15 protein-coding genes are annotated in these 22,391 nt (G+C 47.2%); 7 read left to right on the forward strand and 8 right to left on the reverse strand.

Annotated features, from left to right (window positions below; genetic code table 11):
- Positions 1-11: 11 nt before the first annotated feature.
- Together LZZ85_RS18225 and LZZ85_RS18230 are read right to left on the reverse strand one after the other, a co-directional pair.
- Entirely contained in the window at positions 12-1,907 is a 1,896-nt protein-coding gene (locus LZZ85_RS18225) for a RagB/SusD family nutrient uptake outer membrane protein (protein WP_237874778.1), read from the reverse strand.
- 11 nt (positions 1,908-1,918) lie between these two features.
- Entirely contained in the window at positions 1,919-5,041 is a 3,123-nt protein-coding gene (locus LZZ85_RS18230) for a SusC/RagA family TonB-linked outer membrane protein (protein WP_237874779.1), read from the reverse strand.
- A gap of 1,038 nt (positions 5,042-6,079) precedes the next feature.
- Here LZZ85_RS18230 and LZZ85_RS18235 point away from each other — a divergent pair.
- Entirely contained in the window at positions 6,080-9,277 is a 3,198-nt protein-coding gene (locus LZZ85_RS18235) for a T9SS type B sorting domain-containing protein (RefSeq protein ID WP_237874780.1), read from the forward strand.
- A 196-nt stretch (positions 9,278-9,473) separates the two neighbouring features.
- On the opposite strand, the gene LZZ85_RS18240 is transcribed toward LZZ85_RS18235, so the two are convergent.
- The 3 genes from LZZ85_RS18240 to folE all read right to left on the reverse strand — a co-directional run bounded on the left by LZZ85_RS18240 (position 9,474) and on the right by folE (position 12,509).
- A complete protein-coding gene (locus tag LZZ85_RS18240; protein WP_237874781.1) occupies positions 9,474-10,454 on the reverse strand; it encodes a fasciclin domain-containing protein in 981 nt (326 codons plus the stop codon).
- A gap of 446 nt (positions 10,455-10,900) precedes the next feature.
- Positions 10,901-11,782 (reverse strand): MerR family transcriptional regulator, encoded by an 882-nt coding sequence (locus tag LZZ85_RS18245; RefSeq protein ID WP_237874782.1) that lies wholly within the window; start codon positions 11,780-11,782, stop codon positions 10,901-10,903.
- Between the two features lie 13 nt (positions 11,783-11,795).
- Positions 11,796-12,509: a GTP cyclohydrolase I FolE gene (gene folE, locus LZZ85_RS18250; RefSeq protein ID WP_237874783.1), complete on the reverse strand. Its 714-nt coding sequence runs from the start codon at positions 12,507-12,509 to the stop codon at positions 11,796-11,798.
- Positions 12,510-12,592: 83 nt separating this feature from the next.
- On the opposite strand from folE, the gene LZZ85_RS18255 reads away from it, so the two are divergent.
- The 5 genes from LZZ85_RS18255 (at position 12,593) to LZZ85_RS18275 (ending at position 17,495) form a co-directional block, all read left to right on the forward strand.
- Positions 12,593-13,063 (forward strand): SRPBCC family protein, encoded by a 471-nt coding sequence (locus tag LZZ85_RS18255; protein ID WP_237874784.1) that lies wholly within the window; start codon positions 12,593-12,595, stop codon positions 13,061-13,063.
- 295 nt (positions 13,064-13,358) lie between these two features.
- Complete coding sequence (locus LZZ85_RS18260) at positions 13,359-14,387, forward strand: sensor histidine kinase (RefSeq protein ID WP_237874785.1); 1,029 nt, start codon at positions 13,359-13,361, stop codon at positions 14,385-14,387.
- A gap of 4 nt (positions 14,388-14,391) precedes the next feature.
- Positions 14,392-15,147, forward strand: coding sequence for a LytR/AlgR family response regulator transcription factor (locus LZZ85_RS18265; protein WP_237874786.1), 756 nt, complete (start codon positions 14,392-14,394; stop codon positions 15,145-15,147).
- Positions 15,148-15,181: 34 nt separating this feature from the next.
- Positions 15,182-16,675, forward strand: coding sequence for a phytoene desaturase family protein (locus LZZ85_RS18270; protein ID WP_237874787.1), 1,494 nt, complete (start codon positions 15,182-15,184; stop codon positions 16,673-16,675).
- Positions 16,659-17,495, forward strand: a complete 837-nt coding sequence (locus LZZ85_RS18275) for a phytoene/squalene synthase family protein (RefSeq protein ID WP_237874788.1) — start codon at positions 16,659-16,661, stop codon at positions 17,493-17,495. The genes LZZ85_RS18270 and LZZ85_RS18275 overlap by 17 nt, the downstream gene beginning before the upstream one ends.
- A gap of 288 nt (positions 17,496-17,783) precedes the next feature.
- On the opposite strand, the gene LZZ85_RS18280 is transcribed toward LZZ85_RS18275, so the two are convergent.
- The 3 genes from LZZ85_RS18280 to LZZ85_RS18290 are packed head-to-tail and all read right to left on the reverse strand — an operon-like array spanning position 17,784 to position 21,494.
- On the reverse strand, positions 17,784-19,328 hold the full coding sequence (locus LZZ85_RS18280) for a cryptochrome/photolyase family protein (protein ID WP_237874789.1): 1,545 nt from the start codon (positions 19,326-19,328) through the stop codon (positions 17,784-17,786).
- Positions 19,329-19,368: 40 nt separating this feature from the next.
- The gene (locus tag LZZ85_RS18285) at positions 19,369-20,787 is read right to left on the reverse strand and encodes an SDR family oxidoreductase (protein WP_237874790.1); all 1,419 of its coding nucleotides are present in this window, start codon (positions 20,785-20,787) and stop codon (positions 19,369-19,371) included.
- Between the two features lie 2 nt (positions 20,788-20,789).
- The gene (locus LZZ85_RS18290; protein ID WP_237874791.1) at positions 20,790-21,494 is read right to left on the reverse strand and encodes an SDR family NAD(P)-dependent oxidoreductase; all 705 of its coding nucleotides are present in this window, start codon (positions 21,492-21,494) and stop codon (positions 20,790-20,792) included.
- A gap of 416 nt (positions 21,495-21,910) precedes the next feature.
- On the opposite strand from LZZ85_RS18290, the gene LZZ85_RS18295 reads away from it, so the two are divergent.
- Entirely contained in the window at positions 21,911-22,378 is a 468-nt protein-coding gene (locus LZZ85_RS18295; protein ID WP_237874792.1) for a TspO/MBR family protein, read from the forward strand.
- The last annotated feature ends 13 nt before the right edge of the window (positions 22,379-22,391 follow it).

The raw sequence follows: 22,391 nt of genomic DNA on the forward strand, positions 1-22,391 counted from the left end.
TAGTTTTTTAATTACCAACCCGGGTTCTGCTTGAAATCAGGATAGATATTCACATCACTCAAAAGGAAAGGGAACCAGTAATGACGTTCACCATATTGTCTTTCAAATAGGATGCTTTCCCTGAGGTTCTTTACATGTCCGTTTTTCGGATCTGCATAAAGCACACTTGTCGGAACATCATTGGCACGGTCAAAATCCACGGCTTTCTTCAGCGTGTAAGGACGTTGTGTCAGCAATAACCAGCGGCGCAGATCTACAAAGCGGTGTGCTTCGAAGGCGAGTTCGACAGCGCGTTCACGCCTCAGTTCACTCATGAATGCTTCTGTATTCCCCAGGAATTTAGCAGCCACATTCGCCACCCCTGCCCTCGCTCGAACTTTATTTACCGCATCTACAGCAGAAAGAGAAAATCCGCCGGCTGTGCTTTGAGGAGTACCATAACCATTCGCGGTAGCTTCGGCATACAACAGGTAAACATCAGCGAGACGCATCAGGCTGAGTACCATCGCGAGATTCTCGCGGTATCCGTCCCATTCATTTAAAAGTTTGTTGGAAAATTTGGATTGCATATATCCGGTCCAAACCCTTTTATTAGCGTTGTTCACCCGGTACCATCCCCCGGTGAAAAGACTTGCATATTGTCTGAATTGATCGTTACCTACCTGGGAAGCTCCTGAAGAAAGTTTCTCTCCGTCATAAACTATATCGTGATAGAATCTCGGATCCCTGTTTCTCCATGGATATTCTGGATCATAACCCGATTCTGCATCAGCCTGCTCGGGGTTTACAATCGGAAGGCCATTAGCCATACCATAATAGTCGACATAGTTGGCGGTTGGATATACTTTGATACCTGTTGTCAACAACGGCGCCGGACGATAGTCATTGATCTGGTTCCAGCGGAAACGGGCTTCGTTGATCTCCGCCAGATTCTCCAGCAGGATCGCTTCTTTAAGGCCAGGCAAACGGAACGCCTGGTTATGCGTATAAAATATCTGTGTATACTGATTGAAAGGAGCCAATTCATATCTGCCGGTAGTTTCACAGATCTTCAATGCTTCACCGAACACATCCGCGGCTTTTTTACAATAGTCGGCATTATAAGTACTGTTTCCTGTTGATGACCTGTTCATTAACGGACTTCCGGCCCACAGGTAATTCTTTCCCAAAAAACCCAGCGCCATGATCTTGTTGATACGCATACTATTGTTGCCGAGTGTTTGCTGGCCGATAGTGGTTTCATCCCAGTCTAGAGGCAACAGCTCAGATGCTTTCTGCAGATCAGCTGCCACTTTATCGGCGGTCTGATGATAATTCAGGCGCGGAAGCCTTGGAGCAACATCACTTGGTATCACCTGGTCAACATAAGGAAGGCCACCCCAATATTCCATCAACACATGATGAAAGAAGCCACGGAAAAAGTAAAGCTGACCAGCGATCAGTTTTTTCTCTTCCTCTGTTGCATCTGCAAGTTTATCCAGATTCGCTATCCCTATGTTGGCTTTACGGATAGCGTACCAGGAAAGGCCCCAGAGCTTTCCTTTCCGGTTTCTTGCAGTAGATGCTGGATCAAAGTCCCTGGCACCAAACCAGTTGTAGAAGGCTCCATTCCATGCCCAGTAATCGCCCTGGTCAACGTTATACGAAATAAGACGCGTCTCCCCTATTTCCCAGAACTCATCTTCTCCCAAATTGAAACAATTGTGTGCTTCAACGGAGCTAAGCAGCGGAATACAGTTATATAATTCTTCAGTAAAGCCCTGAAAATTCCTGAAGTTTTTAAACGGATCATCGTCCTGGATATCTGTGAGCGGCGAACGCTCCAGGTATTTTTTACAGGAGCTGACAGACAATACGCCGAGCAGCATGATCGCCGAATAGAATATATTTCTGAGAATATTTTTCATGTCAAGCATTTTTATAAGGTTATATCAACACCGAGGTTGAAACGTTTAACGGTGGGATAAGCTCCGAGAGTAGAGTTGCCACCAGTAGCAAAATTCGACTCACGATCATCCGGCATCTTGGTCCATAAAAGCAGGTTGTTGCCATTCACAAAAACACGGCAGCTTTTCAGACCTATTCTTTTGATCATGCCTGCTGGTAACGCATAATTTATTTCAGCATTCTTTAACCGTACATAAGAACCATCAAATTGATAACGTGTACCACTGCCTCCACCGCCTTCAAGGTTCGACCAGCGCGGCAGCGGTATTTCGCCCCCTTCACCTTTTGTCCAGTAAACACCTTCTACATACGCCACATTCGACGATGAGTGAAAGGTTGGGAAAGCTACTTCGCGCGTTACATTATTCACACCATAGAACTGAACAAAGGCCGTGAATCCTCTCCAGTCAACCCCGATCGTTGCATTGTACGTGTTCTGAGGCGTAGTGGCATAGCCATAGGGAGCTGTATCATTTCCGTCAATGATACCATCACCGTTGAAGTCGATAATATTAAAATCACCCGGAAGTTTATTCTGGTTATTGGTGGAACGCTGCGTGCTGCCATATATATCATCCCAGCTTGCAAGAAATCCGTTATCGATATACGTTCTTGTTTGACCAAGCGCATAGCCGGCCTGGCGTTGATAAGAAAGGCGCAGTTCCGGATCATCACGCTCAATGATCTTATTGGTCGCATGCGTCATATTGGTGTTGATCCATACACGCAGATCCTTAGTGATCGATTGATTGAATTTGAGTTCGATCTCAAACCCTTTACTCGTCACGCGGCCAAGATTCACACTTGGTGCGGCTACACCGAAATAAGTTGGAATAGCCCGGCTACCGCCGCCGATAATAATATCTGTCCTGTTATCGCTGAACACGTCAACATTACCCATGACCTTTCCGTTGAACAGGGAATATTCGATACCTATATTCCGTTTCTCCACATTCTCCCAGGCGATATTCGGATTACCCAAACTGGCAATACGATAGAATGTATATGGCGATGCTACCGTTGGGCTACCCATCCTTGCCGCGCCACCAAATGTAAGTTGATCACGGAACGGCCAGCGGCCCACACTCACGGCATCATCACCGATCTTCCCCCAGGATGCACGCACTTTCAACATGTCCAGGAAATCTACCTTCGACATGAAGTTTTCATTACCGATCATCCAGCCGGCTGAAACGGAAGGGAAGAACGCAAACCGGTAGTCCGGTCCAAATTGCTCAGACCCGTTATATGCTCCATTCGCCTCAACATAATATTTGGACGCATAGTTATAAGTAGTCCTGAACACCCAATCCTCCCGGTAGCGGGCAAACTGAGAACCGGTAGCCACTCTTTCTCTTTGCATCAGCCCCATGGCTGTTACATCATGCTTGCCAAATCTGCGTTTATAATCCAACTGCAGTATGTAGTTAGACCTGCGGTAAGTAGCGCCACGGTCAACTGATCCTGCCTGGTTTGACCAGCGAACAACGTCTACAAAATCGAGTTGGGTACCCGGGTTAAGCGGTTGCTCCAGGAAAACAATACCACTCGTAGGATCGATCCATTTACGCTGCGCCGGATTGAACTGGTCATTCAGTCCCCTGCCGGCTTCCCTGAATGTATTATCCAGGGCAAGGCTTCCCCTGAAGCTAAGTCCCGTTAACACCATGTCCAGTTTCTGCTGTAAAATGAAATCCGTTGTGATCTGCGTATTCGTCCTTTTTTCAACGCCGGACACCGCAAGGTTATAAACGGAATTAGGCACATCCGCGATACGGTCTTTGAAGAAGCCCCATGTTCCGTCGGAATAGATGGGACGCATCGCGTCAGGTGAAGTGCGGTAAGCAGACACCCAAAAACTCTGATCACCATCACCAGCGCCAAATGGCACCTGGCGAACACCGTTTGAACCAAATAATTTTGTAGAGAAAGTGGTTGTTTTAGTGAGATTGAAATCAAGATTGCTGCGGAGGTTAACACGCGTATAGCCATAACCGGATTCGTAGCCGCGGCCATTCTCAAATCTGCGGAAGAGATCGCCCTCTTTCACATAATCGATCGCCGCAAAATATGTCACGAACTGTGAACCACCCGAAACATTCACCGCAGTATTATAAGACATCGCCCTGTCTTTGAATAATGCATCTACCCAATCTACATTTGGGTAACGATCCCATTCTGCAGCATCCAGGGGATTCCGGTATTTATCCAGGACCTGTACGGGTGTATAAAGGTTCCAGGCATTGCCTGATAATAATAACTCACGTTCCAATGTGCGGTTCTTGATCGCTAAACCATCATAGGAATCGAATTTCTCCGGCAGTTTCGAAGGAGTCTTAGCCGTCACATTCGTACGCACCTGTATCACCGCTCTGCCCGAAGTTCCTTTCTTCGTTGTGATCAGGATCACGCCATTTGCTCCTTTCACACCATATACTGCGGTGGCGGAGGCATCCTTTAATATGGAGATATTCTCAACGGAAGAGATATCGATTGAATTCATAGAACGTTCAATACCATCTACAAGTACCAGCGGAGCACTGTTATTCCATGAGCTTTGCGCCCTGATCACGATCTGGGGATCTTCCGCGCCCGGCATACCTGAAGAAGACGTTGTGATCACACCTGGCAGGTTACCCGTGAGCGCCTGGCCAAGATTGGTCACACCACCGGTACGTTCCAGCACTTTGCCGGAGACCTGGGAGATCGCTCCTATTATACTCGCTTTCTTTTGCTGTCCATAACCGATCACGACCACATTATCGAGCTCCGCGACAGCTTCAGCCAGCGTTATCGTAACGCTGCTTTCGCTGTTCACCCTGATCTCCTTGTTCGCTTTACCGACATGGCTGACAACAAGGGTCTGGGGACCTGAACGAATAGACAAAGAGAACTTACCATCTTTATCGGTTTTGGTGGAAGGGCCATTCTGCACACTGACGGTGGCATCTGACAACGGCACCTTCTGAACATCAAGCACTACCCCTGTAATGACGCGCGTTGCTTGTGCGCTGACCGGGGAGTTGTGAAGCATGACTGAAAGCACCAGCATAAGCATGGGCAAGCCTTTCAGCATCATTGATCTGAGCATCATGATGAGCTTTATTTTTTGATTTGATTGGAATTTTTTGAAGAACCGGCTTGACTGTCCGGGTATGCATAGCCTTATTGCAGGGGTCATCCCCGATACCGGACAGCATGATCTACCGCTTAATAAATGTTATTATGACACTAATTGGAACGCGACAGAAGACGTCGCAGCAGCGTGAGCTCACAGGCTTCATAAGCAATCGTTTTTGGTTTGGTTAGTTAGAAAGGCCGCTTTTCTATAAAGCGCAACAGTTTTCAATGACAGTTACCAAAACTATGTTTGCACTCAAAAAAGGCATGGCAGGAATCGCTAAATAACTAGCAATAATGTCAATTGAGAGGGAAATGCAATCGGTACTCTATATTATAAATAGCTACTTTTCAATAATTTAATAAAAATGCAACCGATTTACTTTTGAGCCGGGGTGCAACCGCCTGCGGAATAATTGAAAGGAACGAGACATTAAAAAACTGAAGGGCAAAGTCATTTAAACTGAACTGTGATGTATCGCGGATAGAATAAAAAGAGATTTAACCGGGCGCTCAGCTTCATATTATTGTTGAGGATTCGAATGTCATTTAGTCAGAGAATGCAAGAGAACTTCAGGCAGTTTATTTCGACCCGCCTGGCATAAGGTTCCTGCAGATGCACGCAGATCAAGCGCAGGTACGCAGACTAATTCCTGACAGCAGACAGATATCTGCGTGTAAATCTCCATCCACCTGCTGGAACCTTACGCCATCCCCACGATCTGTTTAATCCGGTGTTGACACGTATTTCTAAAAAAATGTATTCTCGTTTTGACATTAATGCCAGTATTCTAAACAAATGTCACCCTGTACCGGATAATGGAACTGTATTTTTAGAACCAGCGGAGTCAGGTCGGAACAAGAGCCTGTACGCCCCGTTTGCCATATCTGCCCGCACATGCATAAACTGTTCTGCTTTATTCACCCGGTATTACTACCGCATTCTCCCGTCCCGTGACACTGGCCGGTTGACCGCTAACCCTTCCTAACCTCGCTTCACTTGCCAACAATCATGAAACACCTTATCCTTCTTTTCTACAGCTGTTTTATATCCTTTGCCGCAAGGGCGCAAGCTCCGGGCATACAATGGCAACGCATCTATGGCAGTTCGGATGGCGATGGGCCAAAAGCCATCCGCGCAACTCCGGACGGTGGTTTCATCGCGGCAGGCATCAGTTATGGTAATGATCAGGATGTTTCCGGACATAACGCCACTTCGTTCTTCAGCGATGCCTGGGTTGTCAAACTGAACAGTTCCGGCGCTATCGGATGGCAAAGAAGTCTTGGAGGAGGTCTGACGGACCAGGCTGCCGACATCTGGCCTACGCCCGATAACGGATACATGCTTTTCGGATCCACCAGTTCATACGATTGCGGTATGCCCGGTACAAAAGGCGGCAGTGATTACTGGCTGGCGAAACTGGATGCTGAAGGGAACATTTTATGGGAACGGACTTATGGCGGATCAAATGAGGAACAGGCAAAAAGCCTCTGCCCAACGCCGGACGGCGGCTATATTCTCGCAGGCACTGCTCTCTCCGCTGATGGCGATGTCACCGGTCATCATGGTAATGGCAGCGGAGATTACTGGTTTCTCAAGGTAAATGCCAGCGGTGATCCCGAATGGAATCTCGCAACCGGTGGCAGTTCCGTGGAATGGCTGCTACAGGCCGTTGCGACCCGCGATGGTGGTTGCATTGCTGCCGGTTATGCAGAGTCTTCCAACGGAGATCTCACAGGTAATAAAGGTAGCCTCGATGCATGGATCGTTAAGATCAGTCCCGGTGGAACCATTGCATGGCAAAAGAATCTCGGTAGTTCGGGAGGCGACCAGGCAAGATCGATCCTGCAAACACCAGACGACGGTTATGTTTTCGCCGGCTATGCAAGCGAAAACGATGGGGATCTTGCCGGTATCCTACCCAGCCCGGGCAGGGAAGAAGACTATTGGATCGTCCGGCTGGACGCTGCCGGAAATGTACTCTGGCAAAGAACCTACGGAGGTTTTTCATCCGATATCGCAAACAGCGTCGTCATCACAAGTGATGGAGGGTTTGTTGTTGCGGGATATTCAGCTTCTTCCAACGAAGATTTTACCTGCAATAACGGCGGCCTCGATACCTGGATCATCAAGCTGAATACAGCCGGGGTACTGCAATGGCAGCGCAACATCGGAGGCAACAACAACGATGCCCCCGAGCAGATCATACAAACAACTGATGGAAACCTGCTGGCAGCCATCACCACCTGTTCTACGGATATTCCCGGCTATCATTCATCTGCTACAACTCATTGCCAGGATATGCTCATCGTAAAACTAAGCGGTGGAGGCGCACCACTGCCGGGTCCATCTTTAACGATCGAGCCTGTCTCCGGCAGCATTTGCGGCGAAACGATCAACACATTCAGGGCATCGGCATCAAACATGAGCGCAACGGTTCGCTATCAATGGACGAAGAACGGATCGCCCGTGGGTACCAATCACCCTGTATACCAGGCAAACGATATCGTCACAGGTGATATGATCTCCTGCACTGCAACCGATCCATCAGGCTGCGATAATGCTGGCCAGGCAACGGCCACCATTACAACAACTGCAAAAACGATATTGCAACCTTCCATCAACATATATTCTTCTTCACAGGTTGCGTGCAATTGCAAACCGATCAGTTTCTCGGCAACTGTGACCGGCGGCGGCAGCAATCCGGTTTATGAATGGCGGATCAATGGAAAGAAGACCGGTGCCACCACTCAGCATTTTATCGTCAGCAATATTTATACGGGGGATATCGTCACCTGCGTTTATCGCGACAATAGTGGCTGCATTGCAAATGGAGAAGTAATATCCAATGCGATCACAATGTCTACCACGCAGACCCAAACCATCACGGCGTCCATTACTCCTTCAACAAACAATATCTGTCAGGGAATGAATGTCGGCTTTACCGTGACAGCGATCGATCCTGATCTTCAACCTTCCTATCAATGGATGATCAATAACAATACTGCTGGAACAGATAGCCCGTCTTTCTGGTATTCTTCGTTAACAAACGGAGACCGGGTCACCTGCGTGATCACACTCGCACCCGGGCCATGCGGATCCATTCCATTCACGACTGATCCCGTTTCTGTTACCGTTCGCCCCAAAACAACGCCATCGATCCTCATATCGTCCACCTCCACCAACAATGAATTTTGCCCAGGTGTTCCTGCCAGCTTCAGAGCATTGTACGCAAATGCTGGTGATAACCCATTATTCCAATGGATGATCAATGGAGTGAATGCTACAGGAGGTAATGACGCGATATTCAACACGACTGCACTGCAGAACGGCGACCAGGTGAGCTGTATATTAATGGTTGACCCAGCTTTTGCAGAGTGTGCCACTGTTCCATCTGTGGCGTCAACGAGCATCACCGCTTCTATCATCAATAGGCCAGCGCCTGTTATCAGTATCAGTGCTGACAAGCCTGCTATCTGCCAGGGAGAAACGCTGAGCTTTAGTGCCGCTTTCAGTAACGCTGGCACGGATCCAGTTATGCAATGGCTGGTTGATGGAGTGATTCGCGGAAACGGTTCCGGCTTCTCCACCAACTCACTCATGAACGGCTCAACCGTTCAGTGCACACTTGAGCCCGGCGCGGGAGCTTGCAACATTCCGCTTGTTTCCAATACGATCATTCCGGTCATTCACCCAAGGGCAACTGTCAGTATACAACCGGCCGACACCATTATCAAGCCCGGTACTAAGGCCTTCCTAAAAGTGCAGGCAGGTCCGGCACCGCTGACTTATCAATGGTCACCCGCATCACAACTGGAAACTCCTGCTACAGGTTCCTCCTATACGACGGCGCTGGATAAAACTGTACATTATACGCTTACTGTCAGAACACCGAACGGATGCATCGCTTCTGCATCAAATCTGGTCAGCGTCAGTGGCCCCTTCCTGATGCCTTCCGCCTTTACACCAAACCGTGATGGATTGAATGATCTGTTCATCATCCCCGCTCATGCAAGCATAGAGCTCGAAGAATTCAGCATTTTCGATCGCTGGGGCATCAGGATCTTCAGTACGAAAGACATTGGTAAAGGTTGGGATGGGACAGTGCAGGGCGTTCCTGTTGAATCCGGAGCTTTTGTGTATCTCATCAGGGGGAAAAACAATGAAGGGAGCATAGCGCTGAAAGGAACGGTTACACTGGTAAGATAAGAATCAAGATGGCCACATCCGCTTCCTGAAACATTTAAAACATCACAAAAGAACAGATACACCATTTTTGTGTAATTCACGGGACAGGAGCTCATTCTCCCTCAGGCTTATTCTTATTTAACAAAAAAAGCCGGCAGGAAATATCTCTCCCACCGGCATCGCTATGGAACGTTTCTCAATAGGACTCCAGCAAATGTTATGGCAGCAATACCCTGTCAATCACATGAACCACACCATTGGTAGCCATAACATTGGTGGCGATTATATTGGATCTTGCACCCGCATTGCCATTTCCGGTGATGGTCGGTCCGCCCGCTGTACCATTGGTTAGATTGATGGCAGCAGAACCTCCGGCAAACATGCTAACCGTTCCGTTCGCCAGTGCTGAAGAAAACACGCGTCCGGCCACCAGGTGGTAAGCCAGCACAGCCTGCAGCGTAGCAATCGGAATCTGATTAACATTACTGAGTGACAATGCGCCCAGCAGATCACGGAAGGCTTTATTGGTAGGTGCAAAAACAGTCAGAATATTAGAATTGATCAGGGTGATCAACCCTGGTGCGGCAGCATCCGCGCGCACGATGGCTTTTACCAGAGAGTCAAGTCCATTGTCACCACCGAGATTAGCCTGTGCAGTCGTTACTATATTGCCCCCCGGAGGTAACAGCACTTTTTCCATTACGTGGATCACCCCATTATCAGCATCCACATCAGCGGTGGCTACTTTGACCCCATTCACAAAAACACCTGAAGCATTTTTTGTAACAAAAATGGAATCCGCGGGAGAATTGGCGGTGCTTACTTTCGCATTAGGTCCGGCAGGTACATTTGCGGCAACTACCTCAGATGTAAGGGTGTGATACAACAAAAGCTTTTTCAAAGCATCTGGGGACATTCCATCAATAGATGCAGATGAAATGCCTGATGCTGCAAATGCCGCATCATTCGGCGCAAAAACAGTAAACGGCCCGGTACCTGACAGCGTGCCTGCCAGTCCTGCTTTTACGACGGCCTTTTCAAGCAGGGAGAAATTTGCATCAGCGACTACCTTCCCTGTAATGGTATTGTCCGCTGGCGGGTTATCATCGTCATCCTTGTCGCAGGATACAGCAGTTGACAGTAATGCGGCAAAACCCATGTACAGAAGCGACCGTTTCATGCTAATAGTTGGTAACATAGTGTATTTTTTTTGTTTAACTTTTGTTTGAAATAGTTATGCAAAATTCTATCCGGATTTCGTGCGTAAAGAGTGAATCGTCATAAAACCGGAGTAGATAGTGTGGAAGAGTCGCTGAGCGGATAAGCGGTATTTTAAAGAAGAAGTTTTGACTTGTACAGGGGGATTTATATGGACATATTGGCGTGGCTTCCCGCAGATTTCGCAGATTTAATTCCCACGAAACACGAAATTTCTACATGACAAGGAGTAGCCTTTAATTGACTGAGCAGATAAACCAAATCACTGTGATACTAAAGAAATGAATCCGGGCAATCTGCATCACCAGGTAACAAACATCATCAGCGCCAGGTTCCCTTTTTGTGAAATGGAACATAAAATCTGCGCAATCCGCGGGACGTGTCCGCTTGTGGAGGAATCCAAGCCCATTGATGCAAAGCAAAAGGTTAAACAAGATATCTCAACAGATCATGCGGAGACTGTAGCAAGTGCGTATGCTTACCTGCATTTAGAGATTGCGTCACAACAGAAGAACCTGTATACAATAAGGGAAGATCTTTCGGCAGCCCCATCAGTTTCCGGATCTCTTCCAGATCTGTTTGTACAGGACGTGTAACAAAAAATAACAGTACATGCGAGAATTCCGTTTTTGACAGCACAGATCTCACCTGTTCATAAGGAACATTCTGGCCCAGATAGATCGTCTCAATTTCTTTTGAGCGGATCATATAATTTGCAAAAAGCAGTCCTATTTCATGCCATTCACCCGGCGGCAACATCAGCAGAAATTTTTTACGGCGCTTCCTTTTCAGCACCAGCGCATCTGCCGCGGCGATCAGTTTACGTCTCACCACAGCGGACGCAAAGTGTTCCTGGACAGGCATCATATCATCTGTGATCCACATGATCCCTATCTTCTCCAATAAAGGATAAAACACTTTTAGCATCGCATCAAACACGCCATACCGCTTTACCGCTGAAACATAAGTTTGCTCAAACGTATGCTCATCAAACGTCAGCATGGCCATCACCAGTTCATTAATTAGTGATGTCGCAATCGCATCCGGATCAGTCGACACACCCTGTAATCCCAGCACCATCGCATGAATATCCTCCTCGTCCAATTCGGCGATCTTCGCCAACTTATAGCCATTGGACAGCAGGGTCACAATATTCAATAGCTTACGCACCTGATGATCATCATACATCCGGATGTTTGTATCAGTCCGGCCGGGCTGAATGAAATTATACCGCCGTTCCCACGCACGAATGGTCGGAGCTTTGATGCCCGATAACTGCTCCAGCTCTGATATGTGATATAATTTCATAATGACGGCAAAGTTAGTAGTCTGTCGTCATTCCCGCATATCGCAAAAATTCCTCTTTCACATTACTGTTATTGAATTTCCCGCCATAATAAGAAGTAACAGTTGCGGAGTGTGTATCCCTGATTCCCCTTGAAGCCACACAAAGATGCTTTGCATCGATCACTATTGCTACATTCTCCGTATCCAGTATCTGCTGCAGTGCGCGGCCGATCTGCACGGTCAGTCTTTCCTGCACCTGGGGCCGGCGTGCGTAATAATCCACCAGCCGGTTAAGTTTTGACAAGCCGATCACCTTACCCGATGAGATATACGCAACATGAGCTTTTCCATAAATCGGAACAAAATGATGTTCGCAATGACTGTATACAGTAATGTCCTTCTCCACCAGCATTTGATCATACCGGTATTTATTGTCGAAAAGAGTCACATCGGGCTTATTTGCCGGATCAAGCCCGCCGAATACTTCTTCCACGTACATTTTGGCAACACGAAGCGGCGTCCCGCTTAGACTGTCATCGTTCAGATCAAGTCCCAGGGTCTCCATCACCTGGCCGAATAAACCTGCTATCCGGTTGATCTTCTGCTCACTGCTTAATAAAAATGCGTCGGCCCGTAACGGCGTTTCTTCCGACCCAGCCAAATGATTATCTCCTATTTCCTTCATCAGATCAGTTAACACCACCCTATTCCTTTTACACATACAAAGGCCATTCTGTCCGTTTTCCATCAGATTATTTTTATTGACACCATAAAGGTAAGATTATTTCTGTTCAACTTTTTACTAAATTTGTTGAACAAAAAAATAACGAGTTGTTACATACCATAAAAACGCGTCAGCTGATCAAAAGCGATCTCAGCTCCATCTGGTCCTTTATGAGTGATCCGGGTAATCTCGCCAGGATCACTCCTGCTTACCTGGGTTTCAAGATCCTGAGTGAGGATACTGGCAGAGGAATGCATGCCGGTCAGATCATTGAATATTACGTACGCCCCTTGCTGGGCATCAAGCTTCACTGGGTTACCGAGATCACGCATGTGGAACAAGGAAAGCTTTTTGTGGATGAACAACGCTTTGGTCCTTATTCTTTCTGGCATCATAAACATTTTCTGGAAGAGACACAGGAGGGAGTTATCATGACGGACCTGGTGCATTATAAACTGCCGCTTGGCCCCCTGGGAAAATTGGCCAATACGCTGTTTGTAAAACGTCAGTTAGATGGCATCTTCCGTTACAGGTATCAGCAGGTTGAACAATGGTTTACTGGACCAATTACTAACTGACAAGAATCCCTGGATATGTATACGATAAGAGAGGGGGCCGATCACTTCTTTTAAAAGACAGTTTTTTACACGGGTACGGCTAAAATAATTTGAAAAACTGACCGTAAAAATAAAAAGGCTGATAACATTCGACAGTTCGCTCCGGAATTTCGCGGATTCACTCCCGGAGCGTTTCCGACGGCAGGATTTAGGCTGTTATAAATCATATTTTAAGCGCTGAAATTCAGTGCAGGAACAAATCAGGTTTCTGATCAGTACAGTAACAGCTTTTCCTATGCCATTAATGATATGATCTATGTTCACTCATAAATACAGATATCTGTTCATCGCGTTGCTGTCGGCCTATGCCTACATCAATACCGTATTGTGTGAGGTGTACCGTTATTTCAATATCCGTGTTGCCTGGTACGACGCACTGATGACGATCATCCTGATCACTTTGTTAAGTTGGGAGGGCAACCGTTTGGCAGAAAGAAAAATACGGAAGCGCTTTCCGCCAGACCAACAGCGGATCAGGTTTCTGCTGCTCTTTTTTACCACTGGTATCATTATTTCGTGCGTAGCAGCCTCTTTGGTGGTTGGTATTAACGGCGCCTGGAAGTATCGTTATTCCTGGTCGGAACTTGAGATGCCGCTTAAATTAAATCTGATCTATGCAGGACTGATCAACCTATTCTTTCATCTCTTGAACACCATCCTTTTTTTCTTCCGTGAATACAGGATGAAATCACTTGAAGCGGAAGAACTCAAACGCATCAGCGCGCAGGCTCAATTGCAGGCCGTAAAAACACAGGTCAATCCTCATTTCCTGTTCAACAACCTGAATGTGCTTTCAGGCATGGTGATCAAAGACAACCCGAAAGCCAACCGGTTCATCGAGGAGTTTTCAAAAGTATACAGATACATCCTCAATAGTCAGGATAAAGAATTGGTGGAATTAGACCAGGAACTTGCATTCATTAAACCCTATGTTTACCTGTTGCAGGAGCGCTATCCCGATGGATTGAAAGTGGATATCGGCATACCTGAGAAATATCATTCCAGTTATATCATTCCCGTTGCTTTGCAGATGCTTATTGAGAACGCCATTAAACATAATGTTATTTCGCGAAGCAATCCTCTTTGCATAGAAGTTAAGGCAAATGGATCCGGGATGCTGACCGTTCGCAACAACCGTCAGCCGCGCCATTCGGTGGAGCAGTCAAACAGGATCGGGCTTACCAATATCGCCAAACGGTACGAGCTAGTATGCGGCCGTCAGATAGAAATACAAATAACACCGGAAGTATTTGAAGTGAGTGTTCCATTACTGAATGTAAACTGACTATATGAAAGTATTAATTGTGGAAGACGAACTGCTGGCCGCAAGCCGCCTGCAACTGATGATCACGCAATATGATCCATCTATCACTGATATACATTGCACCGACAGTGTGGAAGAAACGATTGCCTGGTTAGATGATCATGCAACACCAGATCTCATCCTGTCAGACATTCAACTCTCCGATGGCCATAGCTTCGACATTTATCGCCGTACGGAATACAAGGGCCCCGTAGTGTTCACCACCGCGTATGATCAATATGCACTGGAAGCGTTCCGTCATTTCAGCATAGATTACATCCTGAAGCCTGTGACGGCTGAGGCGCTTTCCATAGCGCTGGACAAATACAAACAGATCATTGTGCCGCAGGTGGATTACCAGCAGTTGCAGCTTAAAGTGCAGCAGGGAACATCAGCCCCCTATAAAAGCCGGTTTCTCGGCCGCATCGGTCAGCGCCTGCAATTTGTAAAAGCGGAGGATATTTCGTTCTTCCATGCAGATAACAAGATTGTTTATCTCACCGATACGCAAGGCGGCCGTTACCTGATCGATTATACGCTGGAAAAACTGGAGCAGGTGCTCAACCCACAGATGTTCTTCCGTCTTAACCGTCGTTACATTGTTCGTTACTCAGCCATCGAATACATCAAACCGTATCTCAACAGCCGGCTGAAATTGACCCTGAAAGGCGCAGGCATGCAGGAAGAATTCATCATCAGCCGGGATAGGGTAGCAGAGTTTAAGACCTGGGCAGAATCGTAAAAACAATACCGCACAATAAGCGAAATATAAGCGAATGAGAAAAAGAATAGCAATTATAGGTTCAGGCTTTTCAGGATTATCAGCTGCCGCTTACGCAGCGAAGGAAGGTCATGATGTGCATGTATTTGAGAAAAACAGCATACCCGGAGGCAGGGCCCGCCAATTCAAAACGGATAATGGATATACGTTTGATATGGGGCCAAGCTGGTACTGGATGCCTGATATGATCAATGCATTTTTCAACGACTTTGGCTATGAAGCTACCGACTTTTACAAACTGGTAAAGCTAGACCCACAATTTGAAATGATCTTCGCGGATGGCAGACTGAATATACCGTCAGCCTATTCGGATCTCAAAACTTTATGCGAAGACATTGAGCCCGGCGCCGGCGAAAAGCTTGAGGCCTTTATGAATGCAGCGCGATATAAATACGAGGTGGGGATGCGTCAGTTTGTACAGAAGCCCTGTCACTCGTGGTGGGAATTTGTCACTCCGCAAATAGCTGCAAGCGCTGTCAAACTGGATCTGCTCTCCAACTTCCGCAGCTATGTGAAGCGATATTTCAAACATCCCTGGCTTGTTGCATTAATGGAGTTTCCCGTGATCTTTCTCGGCGCTTCACCAAAAAAAATCCCTGCACTTTATAGTTTAATGAATTATGGCGGCTATGTTCTTGGCACCTGGTACCCGATGGGCGGATTCTATGAACTGGTGCTGGCCATGCAACGGATCGCGGAAAGCGAAGGAGCGAGCTTTCATTTCAATCAACCCGTGGAAGAGATCTGCACCAATAAAGGAAAAGTAACCGGACTGATCGTTAAAGGTGAAGAGCTGGCTTTCGATGCAGTGATCGCCTCTTCCGATTATCATCATACCGAAACCTTGCTGGATGCACCTCTCCGTAATTACCGGGAAGACTATTGGGAAAGCAGGACTTTCGCCCCATCTTCCCTCATCTATTATCTCGGCTTCAACGAACCGATACCAAATCTTAAACATCATACATTATTTTTAGAGCATGATTTCGACGGCCACATTGACGATATCTATACCGATAAAAAATGGCCGGGGCAACCTTTGTTCTATGCCTGCTGCCCATCAAAGACAGACCCTTCTGTAGCACCAACCGGTCACGAGAACCTCTTCCTGCTGATGCCTTTGGCACCCGGTCTTGAGGATAACGTAGCAATGCGTGAAAAATACTTCCGCGAAATGATCACCCGGATAGAAAAAGCCACCGGCGTAACCAACCTTGTCAGCAAGATCGATTATAAGCATAGCTACTGCGTCAACGACTTCATTGGTGACTATAATGCGTATAAAGGCAACGCATATGGGCTGGCCAATACACTGGCGCAAACTGCCGTGCTTAAACCAGCGATCCGAAATAAACAACTGAGTAATCTTTTTTATGCCGGACAACTTACAGTGCCGGGTCCGGGAGTGCCGCCTTCATTGATCTCGGGGAAGATCGCCGCAACTGCCGTCAATAATCTTAAATCATTCCGTTTTGAAAAAACTTTTTGACCAGGTCTCGCGGCAGGTGAGCAAAGACATCACCCGAACATACAGCACCAGTTTTTCACTGGGCATCCTGGCGTTGAGTTCATCCATCCGACCTGCTATCTATGCTATTTATGGATATGTTCGTCTTGCTGATGAGATCGTTGACAGCTTTCACGACTATGACAAACAAGTGCTGCTGAACAGATTTGAAGAGCAGACATGGCAGGCACTTGATGAAGGCATTTCGCTGAATCCTGTTCTGCAGTCGTTCCAGGAAACTGTCAGCCAGTTCAGGATCGACAGAGCGTTGATCGCGCAGTTTCTCAACAGCATGCGAATGGATCTCTCTTCCATTGAATATGACGCTGACCGCTACGAGGAGTACATACTTGGATCGGCCGAAGTGGTAGGATTGATGTGCCTGCATGTGTTTGTCGAAGGCAATGTGTCAGCATACGACGCATTAAAGCCTTACGCCATGAAGCTGGGATCTGCATTTCAGAAGGTGAATTTCCTGCGTGATCTGAAAGATGATTACCATGTGCTGGGACGCATTTATTTTCCGGATATTAAACAAGGTATTTTTGATAACGAGATCAAATCAGCCATTGAAGAAGATATTGAGAAAGAATTTAAAGAAGCGCTGACGGGGATCGAAAGATTGCCCGCCTGTTCGAAATTTGGTGTATATCTCGCTTATAAATATTATCTGTCGCTGTTCAGGAAAATAAAACAAACGCCGGCGCAGCGGATCATGCAGGAGCGGATCAGGATCCCCAACTCAAAAAAACTTTCAGTGATGATGAGAAGTTATGTCAGGTATAAGCTTGCTTATCTGTGACACGATCAGATCGTTGAATAGCGTAGGACTGGTCGAAAAGATCAGCGAACACGTTAAGTATACAGGCCGGGAAATCCAGGCAATTAGCAAACATCATTGCATTTTCTTTTAACCTGAAATGCTGCTTTATAAAAACGTTATACTGAAATCGGTGACACAATTCGACAACAGTGTGGCAAACTCCAAAAACTGATTGTACAATCTGGTTTTTGTAATAATGATCCGCACGAAGGACAATCTCAGTAACTGGACTGAGCTTGTTCGTCAACACAGGTGATGATCCTTCTTCTACAGATCGTCCATACGATCAAGACAATCCGCCGCACGCAGTAAAATTGCTTTACGTTCGGTCGGCCTCATCTTATCCCATAGCCTGTACACCATACTCAACCGTGGATTCTTCTCCAGCTTATCGCGATGCCGGTCATGAAAATCCCAGTAAAGACTATTGAACGGACAAGCAGCATCCCCTGTTTTCGCAGACCGGTCATAGTAACAGGATCCGCAGTAATTGCTCATCTTGTGTATATAGTTCGCGCTGCCTGTATATGGTTTTGATGCAGTGATTCCTCCATCCGCATACTGACTCATTCCCCTCGTATTAGGCAACTCCACCCACTGGATCGCATCGATATAAATACCCAGGTACCAGAAATCGACATCCGCCGGCTTGATACCCGCCAGCAACGCGAAATTACCCGTGATCATCAATCGTTGGATATGATGTGCGTATGCATACTGCAGTGACTGGCTGATGCACTGTTTCAAACAATTCATTTTTGTTGCGCCGGTCCAGTACCAGTCCGGCAGTTTGCGCTGGTGGTCAAAGAAATTCACTTCCTCAAACGACGGCATCTTCATCCAGTATAACCCGCGCATGTATTCCCTCCAACCGAGGATCTGTCGCACAAAACCTTCGAGTTGATTCAATGCAATTATTTTGCTGTTGCTCTTCCATTCCTGCAGAGCCGCATTCACAACTTCTGCGGGACTGATCATTTTTGTATTCAGACTGAATGACAGCCGCGAATGATAGAGCGACCATTCATGTTGCTGCATCGCATCCTGGAATGTACCGAACAATGGCAGGCATTCCTTCAGGAAATGATCCAGCAAGGCAAGGGACTGTTTCCTGTTCAATGGCCAGCCAAGATCATCAGGCATAATGGCGCCGATCGTTTTCATACCTGTTTTGCTGATGCGTTCATACGTTTTCCTTACATCATTATGAAAAAGCAGCGGCGGGGTTGGTTTATGTTTGGCAGGCAGTTTCTTCCGGTTTTCTTCATCAAAATTCCATTGATCACCCAGAGGGTCCCTGCCGATCATCAACACATCGTGTTTGCGCCGCATGGCCCTGTAGAAATTCTCCATCAGGATGGTTTTCTTTCCTTCGAAAAAAACAGCCAGTTCATCACGCGTAGTATAAAAATGTTCCGAATCCAACATTGCAGATGAAATGTGTAGGCTTGTGCAAAACTCCTTCAACTCAGAATCGACTCGGTATTCATCCGGTTGCTGATATTCAAAATGCCTGATCTGAAATTGCCGGATGAGGTGTGCGCAGTTGGAGGAAAATGTCTGCAGATTTTCAGGATCATCAAGTTTATAATAAACAACAGTGTGTCCTTCAGCATTGAGCATTGAAGCAAATTCTTCCATAGCGGCTAAAAACGCGCAGACCTTCTGGAGATGATGCCAGACATAATCTGTTTCTGATCTTAATTCCATCAACACATACAATACATCATCGCGCTTTTCTTTGAACCAGGAGTGTTGCAGGTTCAATTGATCGCCGAGCAACAGACGTAAGGTGGTATATTTAATTTTCATTGCAAAACAACGATTAAGCATATTGATTTTACTCTGCCTCCTACTTCCCTCCAGCTATCTTCCTGATCATTCCATTAAAAATAAAGTAGTGAAATGGTAACACGGCATACCAGTACAACCTTCCCCCAATCCCCAGCGGGCGGAAAGTGGCTGTCTGCATTACCTCATCGCCTTTCACCGTGAATTCGAGCCAGGCTTCTCCCGGCAATTTCATTTCAGCATATAGCAAGAGCCGCTGTTCTTTTCTATCAGCATAAATCACTCGCCAGAAATCAAGCGACTCACCCGCTGCGATCTTTACCGGGTTCTTTCTCCCCCTCTTCAAACCAACGCCGCCAAACAGTTTGTCCAGGAAGCCACGAAAACTCCACAACCAATCGGCATAGTACCAGCCCGATTGTCCTCCGATCGCAAAGATCCTGTTCAATGCCTGCCCAGGATCTTTTGTTACAACCTCCTTCTTATCGGTGAACACACCAAAGGTGGGCACCTGCACATGTTGTGAAAGGCGATGTATGGAAGGTCCTCCGAAAGCATCTTTCCAGGTGGACAGCACCATGTTCTGCTCGATCTTATCGAATGCAATGCGGATCGCTTCTTTGTAGGGGATCAGTGTGATGCCGAGGCGATCTTTCAGGTCATTCGGCGTAGCCACCACATCTACCTTCATGCTCTCCACCAGGTTTCGCGCAAGGGCATAGGAAGTGGATGTTACGAAATATAACCAGTATGATGATAACTTCGGCGTCATCACCGGAACTGTCAGGATAGACCTTTTCAAACCGCGCACTTCAGCAAATTGAAGCAGCATTTGTTTATACGTAAGAATATCCGGGCCATAGATATCATAGTGCTGACCATAACTAAATTCCTTCCCAAGTACGCGGGATAGGAATTCGATCACGTTCCGGATGGCAACCGGCTGGCATTTCGTGTAAAGCCATCTCGGTGCGACCATTACGGGAAGTTTCTCCACCAGGTCGCGGATGATCTCGAACGAAGCACTTCCTGAGCCAACGATAATGCCTGCACGCAACGTAGTTACTGGTACGTTGCCCCCAGACAGGATCTCTTCCACCTTCTTCCGCGAAGAAAGATGCGCTGATAATTCCTTGTCATTGATGATGCCACTCAGGTAGATCACCTGCTTTGCATGAGTGGCTTGTATGGCCTGCACAAAGTTGTTGGCCGACTGTTCCTCCAGTGAACTGAAGCCGCCCCTGGCACTCATGGAATGCACGAGGTAATAAGCCGCATCGATATCGGACGGGAATGAAAGACTGCCAACATCCAGCAGGTCTGCTTCCACCACCCGGATCCGTTCCGGATGACTATACTGGCTTTTGTCAAAGCGGTTTGCATCACGGCTGATGCAAACCAATTCATGACCGTTCTCCAGCAATACAGGCAAAAGCCGCTGCGCGATATAGCCGGTAGAACCGGTCACAAGTATTTTCATATTTATTTTATAATTGACCCTAAACCACCATTTACGCCGATCACCTGTCCGGTGATCCACGTCGAATCTGTAAGCAGGTAGTATGCGAGAGAGGCATGCTCGTCCACCGATCCGACCGTGCGCAACGGATGTCGTAGTTTCGCAGCCTCCACCTTAGCCTCTGTATTCAGCAATCCTGATGCCAGCGGCGTATCGGTTAGTGACGGCGCAATGGCATTCACCCTGATCGCCGGCGCCAGTTCTGCTGCCAGTGCCCGACTGAGTCCTTCGACTGCTCCTTTCGCCATCGCAACGCTTGCATGAAAGGGCATGCCTGTTTGTACCGCTACCGTACTGAACAACACAACAGACGCGCTGCCGCTTTCTCTCAACTGCGGAAGATATTGCCGGACGAATAAGAATGCAGCTTTCGCATTCAGCGTAAAATCCCGGTCGACATCCGCAGTGGTCAGGCGCTCCACCGGTTTAAGCATGATACTGCCAGGACAAAAAGCCAGGCCGTGTATTGGTCCGATTACGACGGGCAGGGAATATTCCTGCAGAAGATCAACTGCATAATGCGTGTATCCTTGCCGATCCTGCAGTGGGCCCGGCGTCCGGCTTACGCCATGCACACGATGACCTGCATCCAATAATCTTTTCGCAAGTGCCAGACCTATACCGCTGCTTGCGCCTGCTATGATGAAAGTTCTGACTAAAAGACTCATCTTGTTGTGTTTTTATAGCTGAAGGATGTATGTTTCTTCAACAATTCAATGGCGCTGCCGCAATGGCTGAACAGCGAACAATCTTTGCTATAAATCGATGAGATGGAAAATTGTTCACGGGCGTGCTGAATTCTCCCGGAAATATTTTCGGACTGACGAGTGCCGCATTCCTAATGCCAGGAAATTTTCCCCTGAACGGCAGAGGCTCCCGCTGATTACGCTCACAAACATGGCCGACAGGATTTGACACCCGATGAACAAAACTTCCTTTCACTCGTTTTCCGTAGACAATGAATGACGGCTGCTCTGTCTCTGTTGCTACTGAAAGCATGATCATTATTTTGCTTCAGAGGGCAGGCAAATAAATGAAAACGGATCAGTTTGTGCTTTACTCGCAGATATAAACTCAGACACCAATGAAAAAATGGCAATTATTAACTTTAAGCCTGGCTTTGCCACTTGCGGTCGGGGTTATCGCTGGATTAGTCACAGCCCAGAATGTACAGGAATGGTATCCCACCATCAGGAAGCCTGGTTTTACCCCACCGAACTTTTTATTTGGCCCGGTATGGGCGGTACTTTACATAACAATGGGCATCTCACTATATCTTATTCTTAAACAGCCCGCCTCCCGCTACCGCCAGAATGCAGTCATCAGCTTCGGCATTCAGCTTTTCTTGAACTTCTGGTGGGGCTTTGCTTTTTTCCAGTTCCATTTGATCGCTCTTGCTGCCATCATCATCATCGCACTGTGGATCTGCATCCTGGTAATGATCCGGCAATTTTATAAGGTCTCGCCACTGGCTTCCAACCTTCAGTGGCCTTACCTGGCCTGGGTCAGTTTCGCCTCTGCATTGAATATTTCGATATGGTATCTGAATTAGTGCGTCTACTGCG

This window comes from Terrimonas ginsenosidimutans, assembly GCF_022012415.1.
Classification (GTDB): Bacteria; Bacteroidota; Bacteroidia; order Chitinophagales; family Chitinophagaceae; genus Terrimonas_A; species Terrimonas_A ginsenosidimutans.